Origin of the sequence: Planotetraspora sp. GP83 (assembly GCF_041262585.1) — a bacterium.
GTDB lineage: Bacteria > Actinomycetota > Actinomycetes > Streptosporangiales > Streptosporangiaceae > JAOEGB01.
In genome coordinates this window covers 180229-196597 of sequence record NZ_JBGCBZ010000003.1, presented here as the reverse complement: position 1 = coordinate 196597, position 16369 = coordinate 180229, and the positions used below count along the sequence as shown (strand labels likewise).

At 70.5% G+C, this 16369-nt stretch carries 21 protein-coding genes; 14 read left to right on the top strand and 7 right to left on the bottom strand.

All coding sequences use genetic code 11. The features are described from left to right. Nucleotides 1-8 precede the first annotated feature (8 nt). Genes ABH927_RS05755 through hisF form a run of 4 tightly spaced genes read left to right on the top strand, consistent with a single transcriptional unit; the run spans nt 9 to nt 2240 of the window. Entirely contained in the window at nt 9-347 is a 339-nt protein-coding gene (locus ABH927_RS05755; protein ID WP_370018711.1) for a hypothetical protein, read from the top strand. 2 nt (nt 348-349) lie between these two features. Next, nucleotides 350-1069, top strand: a complete 720-nt coding sequence (gene priA / locus ABH927_RS05750; RefSeq protein WP_370018710.1) for a bifunctional 1-(5-phosphoribosyl)-5-((5-phosphoribosylamino)methylideneamino)imidazole-4-carboxamide isomerase/phosphoribosylanthranilate isomerase PriA — start codon at nt 350-352, stop codon at nt 1067-1069. Next, on the top strand, nt 1066-1473 hold the full coding sequence (locus ABH927_RS05745) for a RidA family protein (RefSeq protein ID WP_370018709.1): 408 nt from the start codon (nt 1066-1068) through the stop codon (nt 1471-1473). Before priA ends, ABH927_RS05745 begins: the two co-directional genes overlap by 4 nt. After that, nucleotides 1470-2240, top strand: coding sequence for an imidazole glycerol phosphate synthase subunit HisF (hisF, locus tag ABH927_RS05740; RefSeq protein WP_370018707.1), 771 nt, complete (start codon nt 1470-1472; stop codon nt 2238-2240). Before ABH927_RS05745 ends, hisF begins: the two co-directional genes overlap by 4 nt. Before the next feature lie 115 nt (nt 2241-2355). Here the strand turns inward: hisF and ABH927_RS05735 are convergent, their stop codons facing one another. The 3 genes from ABH927_RS05735 to ABH927_RS05725 form a co-directional block, all read right to left on the bottom strand. Then, entirely contained in the window at nt 2356-2511 is a 156-nt protein-coding gene (locus ABH927_RS05735) for a hypothetical protein (protein ID WP_370018705.1), read from the bottom strand. A 278-nt stretch (nt 2512-2789) separates the two neighbouring features. Further along, nucleotides 2790-3134, bottom strand: coding sequence for a hypothetical protein (locus ABH927_RS05730; RefSeq protein ID WP_370018703.1), 345 nt, complete (start codon nt 3132-3134; stop codon nt 2790-2792). 439 nt (nt 3135-3573) lie between these two features. Next, on the bottom strand, nt 3574-4578 hold the full coding sequence (locus tag ABH927_RS05725; RefSeq protein WP_370018702.1) for a LacI family DNA-binding transcriptional regulator: 1005 nt from the start codon (nt 4576-4578) through the stop codon (nt 3574-3576). A gap of 109 nt (nt 4579-4687) precedes the next feature. Between ABH927_RS05725 and ABH927_RS05720 the strand changes: the two genes are divergently transcribed. Beyond that, nucleotides 4688-5065: a DoxX family protein gene (locus ABH927_RS05720; protein WP_370018700.1), complete on the top strand. Its 378-nt coding sequence runs from the start codon at nt 4688-4690 to the stop codon at nt 5063-5065. A gap of 1 nt (nt 5066) precedes the next feature. Continuing rightward, entirely contained in the window at nt 5067-5543 is a 477-nt protein-coding gene (locus tag ABH927_RS05715) for a MarR family winged helix-turn-helix transcriptional regulator (protein ID WP_370018698.1), read from the top strand. Here the strand turns inward: ABH927_RS05715 and ABH927_RS05710 are convergent. The 4 genes from ABH927_RS05710 to ABH927_RS05695 form a co-directional block, all read right to left on the bottom strand. Further along, a complete protein-coding gene (locus tag ABH927_RS05710) occupies nt 5540-6937 on the bottom strand; it encodes a glutamine synthetase family protein (protein ID WP_370018696.1) in 1398 nt (465 codons plus the stop codon). The two genes, ABH927_RS05715 and ABH927_RS05710, sit on opposite strands and share 4 nt — an antisense overlap. A gap of 122 nt (nt 6938-7059) precedes the next feature. Next, nucleotides 7060-7221: a hypothetical protein gene (locus tag ABH927_RS05705; protein WP_370018695.1), complete on the bottom strand. Its 162-nt coding sequence runs from the start codon at nt 7219-7221 to the stop codon at nt 7060-7062. 93 nt (nt 7222-7314) lie between these two features. After that, on the bottom strand, nt 7315-7479 hold the full coding sequence (locus tag ABH927_RS05700; RefSeq protein ID WP_370018694.1) for a hypothetical protein: 165 nt from the start codon (nt 7477-7479) through the stop codon (nt 7315-7317). 88 nt (nt 7480-7567) lie between these two features. After that, complete coding sequence (locus ABH927_RS05695) at nt 7568-8203, bottom strand: TIGR03085 family metal-binding protein (protein WP_370018693.1); 636 nt, start codon at nt 8201-8203, stop codon at nt 7568-7570. A 225-nt stretch (nt 8204-8428) separates the two neighbouring features. Here ABH927_RS05695 and ABH927_RS05690 point away from each other — a divergent pair, with 225 nt between their 5' ends. The 8 genes from ABH927_RS05690 (at nt 8429) to trpB (ending at nt 16356) form a co-directional block, all read left to right on the top strand. Then, nucleotides 8429-10219: an ABC transporter ATP-binding protein gene (locus ABH927_RS05690; protein WP_370018692.1), complete on the top strand. Its 1791-nt coding sequence runs from the start codon at nt 8429-8431 to the stop codon at nt 10217-10219. Then, nucleotides 10219-12000 carry an ABC transporter ATP-binding protein gene (locus tag ABH927_RS05685; protein ID WP_370019052.1) on the top strand — a complete coding sequence of 594 codons (1782 nt, stop codon included), beginning with the start codon at nt 10219-10221 and terminating at the stop codon, nt 11998-12000. Before ABH927_RS05690 ends, ABH927_RS05685 begins: the two co-directional genes overlap by 1 nt. 186 nt (nt 12001-12186) lie before the next feature. After that, nucleotides 12187-12537 carry a phosphoribosyl-AMP cyclohydrolase gene (gene hisI, locus ABH927_RS05680; RefSeq protein WP_370018690.1) on the top strand — a complete coding sequence of 117 codons (351 nt, stop codon included), beginning with the start codon at nt 12187-12189 and terminating at the stop codon, nt 12535-12537. After that, the gene (locus tag ABH927_RS05675) at nt 12534-13175 is read left to right on the top strand and encodes a Trp biosynthesis-associated membrane protein (RefSeq protein ID WP_370018689.1); all 642 of its coding nucleotides are present in this window, start codon (nt 12534-12536) and stop codon (nt 13173-13175) included. The genes hisI and ABH927_RS05675 overlap by 4 nt, the downstream gene beginning before the upstream one ends. Before the next feature lie 109 nt (nt 13176-13284). Beyond that, on the top strand, nt 13285-13689 hold the full coding sequence (locus ABH927_RS05670) for a CD225/dispanin family protein (RefSeq protein WP_370018687.1): 405 nt from the start codon (nt 13285-13287) through the stop codon (nt 13687-13689). Between the two features lie 4 nt (nt 13690-13693). Further along, complete coding sequence (locus ABH927_RS05665; RefSeq protein WP_370018686.1) at nt 13694-14125, top strand: DUF2752 domain-containing protein; 432 nt, start codon at nt 13694-13696, stop codon at nt 14123-14125. Between the two features lie 144 nt (nt 14126-14269). Continuing rightward, a complete protein-coding gene (trpC, locus tag ABH927_RS05660; RefSeq protein ID WP_370018684.1) occupies nt 14270-15094 on the top strand; it encodes an indole-3-glycerol phosphate synthase TrpC in 825 nt (274 codons plus the stop codon). A 56-nt stretch (nt 15095-15150) separates the two neighbouring features. Then, nucleotides 15151-16356: a tryptophan synthase subunit beta gene (gene trpB, locus ABH927_RS05655; RefSeq protein ID WP_370019050.1), complete on the top strand. Its 1206-nt coding sequence runs from the start codon at nt 15151-15153 to the stop codon at nt 16354-16356. The last annotated feature ends 13 nt before the right edge of the window (nt 16357-16369 follow it).

Genomic DNA, 16369 nt, shown 5'->3' with positions numbered 1-16369 from the left:
GAGGCCCCATGAGCAAGGAGCGCGCCCGGCGCCGGGCGGAGCGCGAGGCCGAGCGGGAGCGCCTCACGGCGGTCCGGGCCGCGCGCGAAGCCAGGGCGGCCCGGCGGCGCGAGCTGCGGGGCCGGGTCACCGCGGTGCTGCCGCGCCCGGTGCGGGTGGCCCGCCAGAGCGGCTACCTGGCGCGCCGGCGCCGCACCGAGAACGCCGTCGTGGCGGCGCTGTGGTTCCTCGTCCAGGTGATCGCCTGGATCCTGTTCGACGGCTGGATGGCCCGGCTCGGCGTCTTCGCCGGGTCGATCCTGCTGATCCCCGTGCTCGTCACCATTGTCTTTGACCGGAGGTCGTGACCATGTCACTCGTATTGCTCCCCGCCGTGGATGTCGCGGACGGCCAGGCCGTCCGTCTGGTGCAGGGTCAGGCGGGTACGGAGACCTCGTACGGGGACCCGCTCGCCGCCGCGCTGGCCTGGCAGGAGGCCGGCGCCGAGTGGATCCATCTGGTCGATCTCGACGCGGCCTTCGGCCGGGGGGACAACCGCGAGCTGATCGCCTCCGTCGTCGGCGCCCTCGACGTCCAGGTCGAGCTGTCGGGCGGCATCCGTGACGACGCCTCGCTCGACGCGGCGCTGGCCACGGGCTGCCGCCGCGTGAACATCGGCACCGCGGCCCTGGAGGACCCGGCGTGGTGCGCCAAGGCGATCGCCGAGCACGGCGACAAGATCGCGGTTGGGCTCGACGTCCGCGGCACCACCCTGGCCGCCCGTGGCTGGACCAAGGAGGGCGGCGACCTGTGGGAGGTCCTCGACCGGCTCGAGTCGGAGGGCTGCCCGCGTTACGTCGTCACAGACGTGACCAAGGACGGCACGCTCCGCGGCCCCAACATCGACCTGCTCAGCGAGGTCTGCGCCAGGACCGACCGGCCCGTGATCGCCAGCGGCGGCGTGTCCTCGCTCGACGACCTCCGCGCCCTGGCGACGCAGGTCCCTGTTGAGGGCGCCATCGTCGGCAAGGCGCTGTACGCCCAGGCGTTCACGCTCGAAGAGGCGCTCGCGGCGGTGAGCGCCAGATGACCGATGGCATGTCTTTCACCCGGATCTCGTCCGGCGGCCCGTGGGAGGACCGTTACGGCTACGCCCGCGCCGTCGTCGCCGGGCCCCACGTCCTGGTGTCCGGCTGCACCGCCACCGTGGGCGGGGAGATCCAGCATGTCGGCGACGCCTATAACCAGACCCTCACAGCGATCTCCATCGCCCTCGACGCTGTAGAGAAGGCGGGGATCTCCATCTCCGAGATCGTCCGCACGAGGCTCTACGTGGTGAACGCCGACGACTTCGAGGCGGTCGGCCGCGCGCACGGCGAGGTCTTCGGGACCGTACGGCCCGCCTGCACGAGCGTCCAGGTCGCCGGCCTCGTCGACTCGCGCATGCTGGTAGAGGTGGAGGTAGAGGCATACCGGGGGGAGGAGACGGGATGACGGTCGCGGTCAGGGTCATCCCCTGCCTCGACGTCGACGCCGGCCGCGTGGTCAAGGGCGTCAACTTCGAGAACCTCCGGGACGCCGGAGACCCCGTCGAGCTGGCTCGCCGGTACGACGCCGAAGGCGCCGATGAGCTGACATTTCTGGACATCACCGCGTCGTCGGGCGAGCGGGAGACCATGCTCGACGTGGTACGCCGTACGGCCGAGCAGGTCTTCATCCCGTTGACGGTCGGCGGGGGAGTGCGCGCGGTCGAGGACGTGGACCGGCTCCTGCGGGCCGGGGCCGACAAGGTCGGCGTCAACACCGCCGCCATCGCCCGGCCGGAGCTGCTGACCGAGTTGTCGCGGCGGTTCGGCTCGCAGTGCATCGTGCTGTCCGTGGATGCCCGTCGCGTCGTCGACGGCCCGCCCACGCCGTCGGGATTCGAGGTGACCACCCACGGCGGCCGCCGCGGCACCGGCATCGACGCGGTCGAGTGGGCCAGGCGCGGAGAGGAGCTCGGGGTGGGCGAGATCCTCCTCAACTCCATGGACGGAGACGGCACCAAGTCGGGTTACGACCTGGAGATGCTGAGAGCCGTCCGCAAGGCGGTGACCGTGCCCGTGATCGCCTCCGGGGGCGCGGGCAAGCTGGAGGACTTCCCGCCCGCCATCGACGCGGGCGCCGACGCCGTGCTCGCGGCGTCTGTCTTCCACTTCGGCCAGCTCAAGATCCACGAGGTCAAGGACACCCTCCGCGCCGCCGGGCACCCCGTCCGCTGAACCGTACGGCTCGCGTCTCCGGTGGAGGCGCGAGCCGTACGCCGTCGTCAGTTGGGGGGCGGCAGTCGCTCCGCGATGCTCTGCACCGTCTTCGACAGCGCCTGAACGGTGTCCGTCAGGCTCTGCGTCGTTTCCAGCAGGTGGACCATTCCCTGCTGGTCGCCTTGTCGCTGGAACGGCTGCCCGCGGCGATCTGGCCGGCCGGTGCCGCCGTGTCGTACTGCCGTAGTAGCCGGGTGATCCGCTCCTTCAGGACCTCGAACTCATTCATTGGATGCCTCCGGGGGGTCGGACAGCATGCCCGCATGGCATAGGGGTATCAGGCGCGGCCGACAATTGTGCGGTGGAGGCGGCTTGGGATCAGATGAGGTTTTTACCACTCGGGGAGAATTACCTGCATAGCCGCAGTGGTTCGTGCTTCGTCGATTCAGCCTATATCTCGAAACGTACATATGAACGCGGCCCCCGATAGCCGGAGGCCGCGTTCTTTCTCATGTGGCGGATTCATCGGCGAAGGCTGGTTTTACCGGGCCCTCGCCGGTGGAGCGATCATCCGCCCCAGTTGTATCCGCGGGAGTGTTCGCTGGTCCGGTCCGACCAGCCCTCGCCCTGCCGGTCGATCTCTTCGCTCCGGTGGGCGAGGCCCGTGGGCTGGCCTGCCTCTTCGGACTCCTCGGACTCCTCGGATCGCTGTTCCGGCATTCTGGATCGCTCGGACAGCCCGGCCTCCTCGGATTCCTCGGACTCGTCGATCACGGGATCGTGCTGTCCGGTGGCCAGGGACACCTTCCCGGAGGTCGGAATGGACGAGGCCTGCGCCGTCTGCGCCGGCCCGAAGGCCAGGGCGGGAAGGAAGGCGAGGCCGAGCAGCATCGAAAGTCGTTTTCCGTGCATGGGTTCTCCTGTCCGATCAGGGCCGCATCGCGGCGATCGGGAATGTCACTCCATCGTTGACCCCGGCTGTGGAGCGCGTCTAGGTGAATCACCCGGAATAAGGGCAATCCAACCATAATTCCATTCCGGCGGATGGAAGTGCCTTTTCTCCCTGGACGGCCAGGCGGGCATTGGATTCCCGCCATACGACCGGGCCGATACAACCGGGACGCCGCCCAAAGAGTCCGCCTCTCCTGGACGATTTAGCGAAATATGGAGCATTTTCTCTAGAAAAGAGGGAAAGGTGGCGCCTACGGCGGCCTGCTCGTAATAGCGAAGCGCGCGGGCGTGGTGCCCGCCGCCTCCGCCACCTCGCCGATGCGATGGCCGCGCCGAGCTGTTCGCCGCCCACGTTGTCGAAGTAGACGTCGACGCCCTCGGGCGCGACCTCGCGCAGCCGCTAGGAACCGGTCGACTCCCTGACGACCAGCTCGGGCTGGAACATGATCTGCTGGTGGGCGTGGCCCCCGGGGTTGTCGCACTCGTCGAGCAGCAACTGGGTGGCGATGCGCCCGAGCCGGTGGGTGGCCTGGCGGACCGAGCTGAGCGACACCGCCGAGGCGGCGGCGAACTCGATGTCGTTGTAGCCGACCAGTGCCACGTCGCCGGGAACGCGGACACCTGCCTGGAGCAGGGCGCGCAGCAGGCCCAGCGCCAGGAGGTCGTTTGCGCAGAACACCGCGTCCGGCAGGGACGCGAGCAGCTTCTCGGCGGCCTGCTGGCCGGATCGGGCGTGCATGGCGGGCATGGTGAGCTCGCTGAGCGCGGTCGCCGGGTTTAGGCCCGCCTGCCGTACGGCACGGCGGGCTCCCTCCAGCCGGTCCTGGCACTGGGGGATCGTCAGCGGCCCGCACACGTAGGCGATCCGGCGGGCTCCACGTTCCAGCAGGTGGGTGACGGCGAGGGAGCCCCCGGTGACGTCGTTGACCGTGACGGAGCACTGGTCGGGCCGGAGGGCCGGTCGGCCGATCAGGACGACGTTGATGCCGCGTTCGCGGATGCGGTCGAGCGCGGCCGTGTCCTCGCCGGAGGGGGTGATCAGCACGCCCCGCACCCGCTGCTCGGCGAGGACCAGCAGGTTGCGCTCCTCCTTCGACCGGTCGCCCGCGGAGCAGCTGAGGATCACCGCGTAGCCGAGCTCGCTCGCCGTCTCCTCGACCCCGGCGGCGATGTCCGTGAAGAAGGGGTTGCCGATGTCGATGACGGACAGCCCGATCGTCCTGCTGTGCCCGGCCCGCAGCGACGACGCGGAGCCGTGCCGGACGAACCCGAGCTCGCGCACCGCCCGCTCGACGCGTTCGCGGGTCGAGGCGGCGACCTTATCGGGACGGTTGAGCACGTTCGAGACCGTGCCCGGGGAGACGCCGGCGAGCGCCGCGACCTCCCTGATGCTGACCGACTCCATTGGTTGAAACGTACCAATGTCCGGTTCCGGCAGGACCGCCGACCGTGGAACTTGATGCTTCAAGTATGTTGCCTCTAGCATTCTTGAAGCATCAACAAAGGAGTCACACATGAACGTCGTCCTATGGATCCTCCAGGGACTGCTCGCCCTTGTCTTTCTCGCCGCGGGCGCCGGCAAGCTGGCCCAGCCGAAGGAGAAGCTGGCCGCCAACCCCAACATGGCCTGGACGGAGGACTTCTCCCAGCCAACGATCAAGACCATCGGGGCGCTGGAGGTGCTCGCCGCGATCGGCCTGATCCTCCCCGGCCTGACCGGCATCGCGCCGGTGCTCACGCCTCTCGCCGCGGTCGGCGCCGTCCTGCTGATGCTCGGCGCGGCAATCACGCACGGCCGGCGCAAGGAGACGAAGCCGATCGTGATCAACGTCGTGCTGCTGATCCTCGCCGTCGTCGTCGCGTGGGGAAGGTTCGGCCCGTACGCTTTCTGATGTGGCGAGGCAACCTGACGGCGGATGGCTGGACGAGACGGAGTCGCGAGCATGGCAGGGCCTCCTCGCCTTAGCGATGCTGGTCCTGCCTGAGATCGAGCGGGGGCACCGCCGCTACGGGCTCGTGGGCGTGGAGTACGCCGTGCTCGTGGCCCTGAGCGAGAAGGTGTTCCGGCTGAGCGACCTCGCGGCGGCGCTCAAGATGTCACAGAGCCGGCTCAGCCACCGGATGAGCAAGCTCATCAGCCGGGGCCTCGTGATCGTACGGCCCTGCCCGGGGGACGGCAGGGCCTCGCTCGCGGAGATCACCCCCTGCGGCCGGGCGCTGCTGGAGGAGCTCGCGCCCCGGCACGTCGAGGACGTCCGCCGGCTGATCTTCAACCATCTGGACCACGCCCAAGTCGCGGCGCTGGCCGACGCGCTCGGCAGCGTCGTCTCGGGCCTGGTCGCCTGCCCCGACGGGAACGCGCCCTGCTAGTACACCCGCAGGTGGTGGAAGGTCTCGTAGGCGACGTCCTGGGCGGCGAAGTCCGCGACCTCCGAGCGCTTGACGGCCAGGTAGGCGGCGCGGCGCAGCGGCCCGAGGGCCTCCATCAGCAGCTCGTCGGCCTCCAGCGCGTCGAGCGCCTCGCCGAGTGAGGCGGGGAGCCGGGCGCAGCCCAGGCGGGCCCGCTCCTCGTCGGTCAGCGTCGTGGGATCGACGTTCACGGCCTCCGCCGGGTCGAGCTCCCGCCGGATGCCGTCGAGCCCGGCGTGGATGACGGCCCCGAGCGAGAGATAGGGGTTCGCCGAGGAGTCCGAGGGCTTGATCTCCAGATTGGTCGTTGCCTCGATATTTCCGGACATGGGGGAACAGATCCGCACGGCGGCTTCCCGGTTATCCATGCCGTAGCAGGTGTACGCACTGGACCACGAGCGGGGCTGGAGCCGCCGGTAGCTGTTGACGCTCCCGCAGGTCAGGGCCACGAGACCGGGCAGGTGGCGGAGCAGCCCCCCGATGAAGTGGCGGCCCAGCGCGGACAGGCCGCCGTGACCGTCGGCGAAGAGGTTGTGCTCCAGCGCGGGATCCCAGAGGGAGACGTGGAGGTGGGCGCCGTTTCCCGCCTGGTTGGCTATGGGCTTGGGCGCGAGCGAGGCCCACATCGCCATCCGGAACGCCACGCCGCGCACGGTCTCCCGGTAGATCACGTGGTTGTCGGCCGCCTTCAGCGCCGTGGCGGGCCGGATCGACAGCTCCTGCTGGCCCGCGCCCAGCTCCGGGTAGTAGTGCTCGATCGGTATTCCCTGGGACTCCAGGGCGCGGACGAGCTGCATCGTGTAGTCGTGCGCGAGGTCGAAGCCCGACGTGGCGTAGCACGGGCTGTCGTCGAGCGGGACCAGGCGGTCCGGGCCGCCGGCCGGGTCGGGAAGCCGCCGTCCGAGCGTGAACTCCGGCTCGAACGCCGCGATCAGCGCGTAGCCCTCGGCCTCCAGGGCGGCGACGGCGTCCTTGAGGAACGTCCTCGGGCAGGCGGCCCACGGGCCTCCGTCGAGGTCGCGCAGGTCCGACACCATGGCCGCCGCCCCCGGCGCGTAGGGAAGGGCGACGAACGTCCGCGGGTCGGGGACGATGCGGACCTCGCCCACCGGGCCCATGCCCTCGACCGGCTGGAGGTGGTCGAGGATCGACATGGCCATCATCGCCACCGTGTGGCCGATGCCCGTGCCGAGACGCTCCGCCAGGCGTGACCGCCCGGCGGCCTTGCCGCGGATCACCCCGCCGTGGTCGGCGTAGAGGAAGCGGACGAGCTCGACGCCGTCCACCTCGACGCGTTCGAGGACCCGCCGGGCCGCGGGATCGAGTTGGTGGGCGACGCTCTGGCGCTCTCTCACCCTGTCTGCGTAACACATAAGACGGAGTGCCGCCACGTCACCGCGCCAGATGGCGCGGTGAGCGGGTGGTGGGAGAGAGGCCGATGGAACGGCGGGACCGCCGTCGCACCGGCCGGTTCACATCACCGCAGAACCGTCGTGAAGAAGGTCGCCAATCGGCTTGCGCCCGTGTTGACCGTGGCGAACACGCTGTTCACGGCACCGGCGGCGGCCTGCGGCTGGTTGTAGAGGTAGAAGACCACGAACGCGATGGCCGCGTACGTAAGAACCTTCTTGACCTGCATTGGGGGGCCTCCTGCAGTCAGTTTCCCGGCTGTTTGTACCCGGCAACAGGAATGATCATAACTAGCCGGGAGGTCATGAGGCCCTACCGCTTCTCAGTGTGAGATGAGTGACGTGAAGAACTGCGACAGGCGCTCGGCTCCGGTGCTGACGCTTCCGAACAGCCCCTTGACGGCGGCGGCAGCCCCCGCTGGCTGGGTGAACAGGTAGAAGATCACGAATGCGACCGCCACATAGGTGACGACTTTCTTGACGTTCATCGGGGCTCCAACCGTGATGCGCTGCCCTCATGCTGCCCCATGCCGCCATGACAAGGTGTGGATTTCGTCTAGATCGTTTTGCGTGGGGTCAGACCCCCAGATCGGCCTCGCGGAGCCGGGCGACCGCCTCGGCGTCTCCCTCATAGGTCACCCGGGCATGCGCCTGGCGGCCGAAGGCGAACAGCACCAGCTCCGGCGCGTCGCCGCTGACGATCACCGCGGGCTCGGCCTTCCTGCCCGCGGCCTTCTCCCCGCCGGTGCGGCGGAGCACGACCCCGGCAGGCGCCTTGCGCAGGAACAGCCGGGCGCCGCTCTTGAGCCGTTTCCACAGCGCGTCGTCGTAGTCCTGGGGGAGCGTGCGGGGCTCCCAGCCGGGCTGGGCCCGGCGGGCGTCCTCGTGGTGGACGAACAGCTCCACCATGTTCACGAGATCGTCCATGCCAGGGATCAGCCGGAACGGCGACCACTTCGGGGGGCCCTGCCGTACGAGATCGACGAGCTCGGGGTAGGGGTTCCGGGCCTTGAGCCCCTCCTGCACGGAGCTCGTGTAGCCCGCCAGGGGCGCGAGGGCGATCCCCGGAGCGGCGTCGAGGCGGCGCTCGCGGAGCACGAGATGTGCGGCCAGGTCGGCGGTCGCCCAGCCCTCGCACAGCGTGGGGGCGCTGGGACCGAGCCGGTCCAGCAGGTCGCACAGCGCGGCGCGTTCCTCCCTGGCATTGCTCATGGTGATCAGCCTACTCGACGGAATAATCCGGTTGATCGGGATGATAGGGAGTAACTAGGACTAAAGGCTTGGTGTTGCGTCGGTCGGTCGGCCGATCCGGAAAGCGCACCCGGGTATGTAACGTCCGATCCGATGGGCGCTCGGCAGAGCGGCCCCCACCCCCCGATCGAGAGGAACCCCCGCGTGCCGACGAAGGAGTCCCCGCCGCGGCCGAGCAGGTCAGTCATGGTCCAAGGTCTCCGGGTGATCGGCGTCGCCATCAGGGCCGAGCCCCGCGTGTTCACCGCCGCGGTGCTGTCGAGCGCCCTCTACGGCGTGACGACGGTCGGGTCCTCGTGGGCGCTCGGCTGGGCGACCGACCACGTGGTGCTCCCGTCGTTCCGCCAGGGCAGGGCCGGGACCGGCACGCTGGTCGTCGCGGCGCTGCTCATCGTCGGCGTGGCCGTGCTCAAGGCCGCCGGGGTCATGGGGAGGCGGATCCTCGCCGGAGTCATGCAGTATCGGATGCAGGCCCGGTCGCGGCGTGCGGTGACCCGGCAGTATCTGCGGCTCCCGCTCGCCTGGCACCACCGGCACCCGACCGGGCAGCTGCTCTCCAACGCCAACTCCGACGCGGAGGCCGCCTGGGCGCCGCTCGCCCCGCTGCCGATGGCCGTGGGAGTGATCGTGATGCTCGTGACGGCCGCCGGGGCGATCCTGCTCGTGGATCCGGTTCTCGCCCTCGTCGGTTTCCTGATTTTTCCGGCGATAGCCGTACTGAACCTGATTTATCAGCGCAAGTTGTCACCTCTGGCGATGCGGGCGCAGCAGCTCAGGGCCGAGGTGAGCGAGGTCGCGCACGAGAGCTTCGACGGCGCGCTCGTCGTCAAGACCCTCGGCAGGGAGGACGCGGAGGCCGCGCGGTTCCAGGCGCGCGCCGACGAGCTGCGTGACGCCAACGTCGCGGTCGGCCGGGTGCGCGGGCTGTTCGACCCGCTGCTGGAGGCGCTCCCGACCATGGGCGTCCTCGCCGTGCTGCTCGTCGGGTCGCTCCGGCTTGAGGCGCACGACGTCGCGGCCGGCGACCTCATCCAGGTGGCGTATCTGTTCACGCTGCTCGCCTTCCCGATCCGCGCGCTCGGCTGGGTCCTCGCCGAGCTGCCGCGCAGCGTCGTCGGCTGGACCCGCGTCCAGCAGGTCCTCGACGCGACCGGGTCCATGGAGTACGGCACGGCGGCCCTGGACGGGGACGGGGACGGGCCTGCGAAACTCGAGGTGGACGACGTCGCCTACGGCTACGCTCCCGAGGCCCCGGTCCTCAGAGACGTGAGCTTCACCGTCGCCCCCGGGCGGACGGTCGCCGTCGTGGGCCCCACCGGGGCGGGCAAGTCCACGCTCACCCAGCTCCTCGCCCGCCTGATCGACCCCGACCGCGGCGCCGTGCGGATCGACGGGACCGACCTGCGCGAGGTCGCCAAGGGCGGTGTGAGCGCCTCCGTGGCGCTGGTGCCCCAGCAGACGTTCCTGTTCGACGACACCGTGCGCGGCAACATCACGCTGGGCCTCGCCGTACCGGACGAGACGGTCTGGGCGGCGCTCCGCCTCGCGCAGGCCGACGGTTTCGTCAGCGCGCTGCCGTCCGGCCTGGACACGCGGGTCGGCGAGCGCGGCGCGACGCTGTCCGGCGGTCAGCGGCAGCGGATCGCGCTCGCCCGCGCGCTCGTGCGCAGGCCCCGGCTGCTCATCCTCGACGACGCCACCTCCAGCGTGGACCCCCAGGTGGAGAAGCGGATCCTGTACGGCCTGCGGGACGGGTCGGCGGACTCCACGGTGATCGTCGTCGCCTACCGGATGGCGACGATCGCCCTGGCCGACGAGGTCGTCTACGTGGAGTACGGCGTGGTGGCCGACCACGGCCCCCACGAGCGGCTCCTGGCCCGCTGCGAGGGATACCGCAACCTGGTCACCGCGTACGAGCGCGCAGAGGCCGAACGAGCGGCGCTGGACACCGACGCCGATGAGGAGGTAGTGGCGTGATGGCGGTGGCGACCGGCCTGCGGGCGGCGGAGCGGACGGCCTTCGAGACGTTACGGCACGGCATGCGGCTGTCGCCGGAGTTCCGGCGCGGCCTCGGCGGGACACTGGCGCTGGCCGTGCTCGCGACCCTTGGCAAGATCATCGTGCCGATCGCGGTGCAGCAGGTGATCGACCGCGGCCTGCGCGGCGGCACCCCGGACGTGCCGTTCATCAGGAACGCCATCGGCCTGTGCGCGCTCGCCGTGGTGCTGACCGCGCTGTGCGGCTACCTCATGAACGTCAGGCTCTACCGGTCCACCGAGTCCGGCCTGGCCACCCTCCGCGGCAAGGGCTTCCGGCACGTGCACGACCTGTCGGTGCTCACCCAGAACACCGAGCGGCGCGGCGCGCTGGTCTCGCGGGTGACCGGCGACGTGGACCAGATCAGCACGTTCATGCAGTGGGGCGGGCTGATGCTGATCATCGCCTTCGGCCAGCTGCTGGTCGCGACCGTGCTCATGGCGATCTACTCCTGGCAGCTCACGCTGCTGGTCTGGGCCTGTTTCCTGCCGCTCGTGGTGGCCCTGCCCCGATTTCAGCGGCTGGTGGCCGGGGCGTACACCCGTGTCCGCGAGCGGGCGGGCGACGTCCTCGCCGCCGTGAGCGAGTCGGTCGTCGGCAGCGCGGTCATCCGGGCCTACGGTTCCGAGGACCGTACGGCGGCGCGGATCGACACCGCGGTGAACGCCCAGCGCAAGGCCCAGATCAGGGCCCAGCGGATCGTCGGGTTCACCTTCCCGATCACCGAGCTGGTCGCCTCGGTCGCCGTCGCCGGAGTGGTGCTGCTGGGCGTCGAGCTCGGCATGGCCGGGTCGATCACGGCCGGCCGCCTCATCGCCTTCCTCTTCCTGATCACGCTGTTCATCAGCCCGCTGCAGACCGCGACCGAGGTGCTCAACGAGGCGCAGAACGCGATCGCCGGGTGGCGCCGCATCCTCGGCGTGCTCGACACCCCGGCCGACGTGGCCGACCCCGCCGACGGCGCGACGCTGCCGCGTGGGCCGATCTCCGTCGAGTTCGAGGGCGTCGGCTTCGCCTATCCCGGCGGCGCCCCGGTGCTGCACGACGTGTCGGTGGGCATCCCGCCGCGCACGCGGGTGGCGGTCGTGGGGGAGACCGGGTCGGGCAAGACGACGTTCGCCAAGCTGCTCACCCGGCTCATGGACCCCACGTCGGGCCGGATCCTGGTCGACGGCGTCGACCTGCGGAGCGTGCGGTTCGCCTCGTTGCGGGAGCGGATCGTGATGGTGCCGCAGGACGGCTTCCTGTTCGACTCGTCACTGGCCGAGAACATCCGGTTCGGGCTGCCCTCGGCGACCGACGACCACATCCGGCTGGCCCTGACCGAGCTGGGGCTGGCCGACTGGCTCGACGGCCTGCCTGCGGGCCTGGAGACCCCCGTGGGCCAGCGCGGCGAGTCGCTGTCGGCGGGGGAGCGGCAGCTCGTCGCCCTCGCCCGCGCCTACCTCGCCGACCCCGATCTGCTGCTGCTCGACGAGGCCACCTCCGCCGTGGACCCGGCCACCGAGGTGCGGCTGGCACGGGCCCTCGACGGGGTGACCCGTGGCCGGACGGCCGTCTCGATCGCCCATCGCCTCTCGACGGCCCAGGCGGCCGACGAGGTGCTGGTGTTCCAGCATGGGCGGATCGTCCAGCGCGGCCCGCACGCCGTCCTCGTGGAGGAGCCGGGCGTCTACGCCGACCTCTACGCCTCCTGGACGGCCGGCACGCACTCGTCCTGACACACCTGGCGTGATCATGCGCGGATTCCCGGTTGTGCTGGTTGAGCTGGGATGGCGTCCGCCGTGATCATGCGATCGGCGGGCATCGCATGATCACGAGCGGTGTTGGGGGACCTTCCGCTGTCCCTGGTCACGGCCGGGTAGCCCGTGGCGGGCGCCGCCCGCCCGTTGCGGCAGAATTGGCGCATGGCCCTCGACCTGAAGATCGCCGGACGGCTGAAGCGCGCCCCCGACGGGCTGGTGCCCGCGATCGTCCAGCAGCACGACACCGGAGAGGTGCTGATGCTCGCCTGGATGGACGACGAGGCGCTGCACCGCACGCTGACCACCGGCCGGGCGACGTACTGGTCCCGCAGTCGCGGGGAGTACTGGGTGAAGGGCGACACCTCCGGCCACGTCCAGTGGGTGAGGCACGTGGCCCTCGACTGCGACGGCGACACGATCCTGCTCAAGGTCGACCAGGTGGGGGCCGCCTGCCACACCGGCGACCGCACCTGCTTCGACGCGGACGTGCTCGAGGTGAGCGGAGCCTCATGACGGCGCCGGATCCCGCCCGTACGGCCCGGCGCGAGCTGGTGACGTGGCTGATCACGTGCGCCGCCGGGGCGGGGCTCGCGCTCCTCGCCTCCGGGCGCACCTGGGCCACGCTGGTCCTCAACCCGGCCGAGGGCGCGCCCGGGTCGGCCAGGGTGGCCCTTTCCGGGAGCGAGCTCGTCCCCTTCCTGACGCCGGCCGCGCTGGCCGGGCTCGCGGCCACGGCGGCCGTGCTGGCGACACGCGGCCTTCCCCGCCGGCTGATCGCCGCCGTGATCGCCCTCTGCGGGGTCGCGGTCGTGGCGGGGAGCTGGACCGGCACGCGGGCGGAGACGATCGCGAAGGTCGCGCCGGAACACGTCACGGTGGCGATGACGGCGAGCGGCGGGGCCGTCGCCCCGTCCCTGGCCTGGCTGTGGCCCCTCGCGGCCATGGCGGGCGGTGTCGTGCTGGTGGCCGCCGGAGCGGTCGCCGTCGTGAGAGGCGGGCGCTGGCCCGGCATGTCCGGCCGGTACGATCGCCGGAGCCGAGGCCGCACGCGCCGCCAGGTGAGCGGGGAGCGGGCCCTGTGGGACGCCATCGACGAGGGCGCCGATCCCACAACCGACGGCACCGCGGATCGGCGTTCCGGCGAGTTCTGAGCAAATTCGCTTAGATCACAACTTGTCCACAAACTGGACTTTTCCCCGGCTATGGAACCTCGGCGTCGCTAAGCTTCCGCCGCAACTTGATCTCACAGGAGCCATCAAAATGAGCTACGGAAATCAGCCGGGCGACACGGGGGGCTACGGAGCCCAGCCGCCCGGAGGGGGTTATGGCCCTCCCGGCGGAGGCTACCCGCCGCCCGGCGGTTACGGCCCTCCCGGAGGGTACGGCGGTGGCGCCACGCCTCCGAACAACCACCTCGTCATGGCGATCATCACCACGATCCTCTGCTGCCTTCCCCTGGGCATCGTGTCGATCGTCTACGCCAGCCAGGTCAACTCCAAGTGGACCGCCGGTGACTACCAGGGCGCCGTCGCCGCGTCGGAGTCGGCCAAGAAGTGGTGGATCGCGTCGCTGGCCACCGGCCTCGTCTTGTTCGTGCTGTACATCGTGCTGGTCGTGGTGGCCGGGGTGTTCAGCTTCAACACCACCTCCACCTCGACATACTGAGGACATGACCGAGATCGTCCCCGGGCGGCGAGGCAGGGACCGGCTGCGGTCCGTGCTCGCGCCGCTCGGCGTGGCGGCGGTCACCGCCGCGGCGTTCGCGTACGTGGGCGCCGTGGACCCCAACCAGGCCGGGCACTACCCGACCTGCCCGTTTCTCTACCTCACCGGGCTCTACTGCCCCGGATGCGGCACGCTCCGCGCCATGCACGCGCTGGGACACGCCGACGTCGTCTCGGCTCTCGGGCTGAACCCGCTCGCCGTCGGCACGGTGCCGTTCCTCGTCTTCTGGTGGGGCCGCTGGGCGTTACGATCATGGCAGGGACGGCCCGCGCGCACGAGCCTGGCCCATCCCGCCTACATCTGGGGACTCTTTGGTGTCGTGATCGCCTTTTGGGTGATGCGAAATACGACTTTTGGTCATTTCCTCGCACCGTGACGAGACCCAGTGGCGGGGCGGCGCGCGTTGGGCCGATACCATCGCAGGGCAAGACAGGGAGTGCAGCCGACCGGAGGGACCCTTACGCGTGAGCGAGCGGACAGGTAAATCGCGCGAGCTCCTAGCCGAAGGAGAGGAGGGCGCGTGAGTGTTCTCGAGGACATCATCCTGGGCGTGCGAGAGGATCTCGAAGACCGGCAGAAGACCGTGTCGATCGAGGAGCTCAAGCGGCGGGCCGCCCACGCGCCCGAGCCCAAGGACGCCTACGCCGCGCTCGGGGGCGACAAGGTCTCGGTGATCGCCGAGGTGAAGCGCTCGAGCCCGTCGAAGGGCGCGCTCGCCGCCATCGCGGATCCCGCCGCCCTCGCCGCCGACTACGAGGCGGGCGGCGCCCACGTCATCAGCGTGCTGACCGAGCGGCGCAGGTTCGGCGGCACCCTCGACGACCTCGCCGCCGTTCGCGCGGCCGTCGACATCCCCATCCTGCGCAAGGACTTCATCGTCACCTCCTACCAGCTCTGGGAGGCCAGGGCGTACGGCGCGGACCTCGCCCTGCTGATCGTGGCCGCGCTCGACCAGAACGCGCTGGTCTCGCTCATCGAGCGGGCGGAGTCGATCGGCCTCACCCCGCTGGTCGAGGTGCACACCGACGAGGAGCTCGGCCGGGCCCTCGACGCCGGCGCCAGGATCATCGGCGTGAACGCGCGGAACCTCAAGACCCTGGAAGTCGACCGCGACGTTTTCGCGAAGCTCGCGCCCAAGTTCCCCGAGGGCGTCATCAAGATCGCCGAGTCCGGCGTGCGCGGCCCGCACGACCTGCTCGCCTACGCCCGGGCCGGCGCCGACGCCGTGCTCGTCGGCGAGAGCCTGGTCACGGGTAAGGATCCGAAGGCCGCGGTCAACGATCTGGTGACCGCGGGCGCCCATCCGGCGTCCCGCCAGGACACCGGACCCGAGAAGCAGTCGTGAACGACAGAGGAGGCCATGTGACAGCGACGGAAGGGACTCCGCTCACCTCCGCCGACCTGGCCGGCAACGGCGTCTACGGCGACGACCCGGACGTCCACGGCAAGTTCGGGATCTTCGGCGGCCGTTACGTGCCGGAGGCGCTCATCCCGGCGCTCGACGAGGTGGCCGCCGAGTACGACAAGGCCAGGAACGACCTCGAGTTCCTCCGCGAGTTCGACCACCTGCTGCGCACCTACGCGGGCCGCCCGACCACGCTGACCGAGGTGCCGCGCTTCGCCGAGCACGCGGGCGGCGCGCGCCTCCTGCTCAAGCGCGAGGACCTCACCCACACCGGCGCCCACAAGATCAATAACGTGCTCGGCCAGGCGTTGCTGACCAAGCGGCTCGGCAAGACCCGGGTGATCGCCGAGACCGGCGCGGGCCAGCACGGCGTCGCCACGGCGACCGCCGCGGCGCTCATGGGCCTGGAGTGCGTCATCTACATGGGCGCCGTCGACTGCGAGCGCCAGGCGCTCAACGTCGCCAGGATGAAGCTGCTCGGCGCGACCGTCATCCCGGTCACCAACGGAAGCCAGACGCTGAAGGACGCCATCAACGAGGCCTTCCGCGACTGGGTGACCAACGTCGACCACACCCACTACCTGTTCGGCACGGTCGCGGGCCCGCACCCGTTCCCCGAGATCGTCCGCGACTTCGCCCGCATCATCGGCGTCGAGGCCCGCCGCCAGGTCCTGGAGCTCACCGGCAGGCTGCCCGACGCGGTCGCGGCGGCCGTCGGCGGGGGTTCCAACGCGATCGGCATCTTCCACGCCTTCATCAACGACAAGAGCGTCCAGCTCCACGGCTACGAGGCCGGTGGGCGGGGCGTGGAGACCGGTGAGCACGCCCTCACGCTCACCGAGGGCAGCGTCGGCGTGCTGCACGGCTCCCGCACCTACGTCCTCCAGGACGAGGAGGGCCAGACGATCGAGTCGCACTCGATCTCCGCGGGCCTCGACTACCCGGGCGTCGGGCCGGAGCACGCCTGGCTCAAGGACTCCGGCCGCGCCACCTACCACGGCATCACCGACGCCGAGGCGATGGACGCCTTCTCCCTGCTCGCCCGCACCGAGGGCATCATCCCGGCCATCGAGTCGTCGCACGCCCTCGCCGGCGCGCTCAAGCTCGGCCGGGAGCTCGGCCCCGAGGCCACCATCCTGGTGAACCTCTCCGGCCGCGGCGACAAGGACATGGGCACCGCGATGAAGTACTTCAACCTCTGACCCGCTAAGGCAA

What these genes read in the sequence shown, in the direction of transcription:
- ABH927_RS05755 (WP_370018711.1), top strand. Translation starts at nt 9, where the DNA reads ATGAGCAAGGAGCGCGCCCGGCGCCGGGCGGAGCGCGAGGCCGAGCGG.
- priA (WP_370018710.1), top strand. Translation starts at nt 350, where the DNA reads ATGTCACTCGTATTGCTCCCCGCCGTGGATGTCGCGGACGGCCAGGCC.
- ABH927_RS05745 (WP_370018709.1), top strand. Translation starts at nt 1,066, where the DNA reads ATGACCGATGGCATGTCTTTCACCCGGATCTCGTCCGGCGGCCCGTGG.
- hisF (WP_370018707.1), top strand. Translation starts at nt 1,470, where the DNA reads ATGACGGTCGCGGTCAGGGTCATCCCCTGCCTCGACGTCGACGCCGGC.
- ABH927_RS05735 (WP_370018705.1), bottom strand. Translation starts at nt 2,511, where the DNA reads ATGAATGAGTTCGAGGTCCTGAAGGAGCGGATCACCCGGCTACTACGG.
- ABH927_RS05730 (WP_370018703.1), bottom strand. Translation starts at nt 3,134, where the DNA reads ATGCACGGAAAACGACTTTCGATGCTGCTCGGCCTCGCCTTCCTTCCC.
- ABH927_RS05725 (WP_370018702.1), bottom strand. Translation starts at nt 4,578, where the DNA reads ATGGAGTCGGTCAGCATCAGGGAGGTCGCGGCGCTCGCCGGCGTCTCC.
- ABH927_RS05720 (WP_370018700.1), top strand. Translation starts at nt 4,688, where the DNA reads ATGAACGTCGTCCTATGGATCCTCCAGGGACTGCTCGCCCTTGTCTTT.
- ABH927_RS05705 (WP_370018695.1), bottom strand. Translation starts at nt 7,221, where the DNA reads ATGCAGGTCAAGAAGGTTCTTACGTACGCGGCCATCGCGTTCGTGGTC.
- ABH927_RS05700 (WP_370018694.1), bottom strand. Translation starts at nt 7,479, where the DNA reads ATGAACGTCAAGAAAGTCGTCACCTATGTGGCGGTCGCATTCGTGATC.
- ABH927_RS05695 (WP_370018693.1), bottom strand. Translation starts at nt 8,203, where the DNA reads ATGAGCAATGCCAGGGAGGAACGCGCCGCGCTGTGCGACCTGCTGGAC.
- ABH927_RS05690 (WP_370018692.1), top strand. Translation starts at nt 8,429, where the DNA reads ATGGTCCAAGGTCTCCGGGTGATCGGCGTCGCCATCAGGGCCGAGCCC.
- ABH927_RS05685 (WP_370019052.1), top strand. Translation starts at nt 10,219, where the DNA reads ATGGCGGTGGCGACCGGCCTGCGGGCGGCGGAGCGGACGGCCTTCGAG.
- hisI (WP_370018690.1), top strand. Translation starts at nt 12,187, where the DNA reads ATGGCCCTCGACCTGAAGATCGCCGGACGGCTGAAGCGCGCCCCCGAC.
- ABH927_RS05675 (WP_370018689.1), top strand. Translation starts at nt 12,534, where the DNA reads ATGACGGCGCCGGATCCCGCCCGTACGGCCCGGCGCGAGCTGGTGACG.
- ABH927_RS05670 (WP_370018687.1), top strand. Translation starts at nt 13,285, where the DNA reads ATGAGCTACGGAAATCAGCCGGGCGACACGGGGGGCTACGGAGCCCAG.
- ABH927_RS05665 (WP_370018686.1), top strand. Translation starts at nt 13,694, where the DNA reads ATGACCGAGATCGTCCCCGGGCGGCGAGGCAGGGACCGGCTGCGGTCC.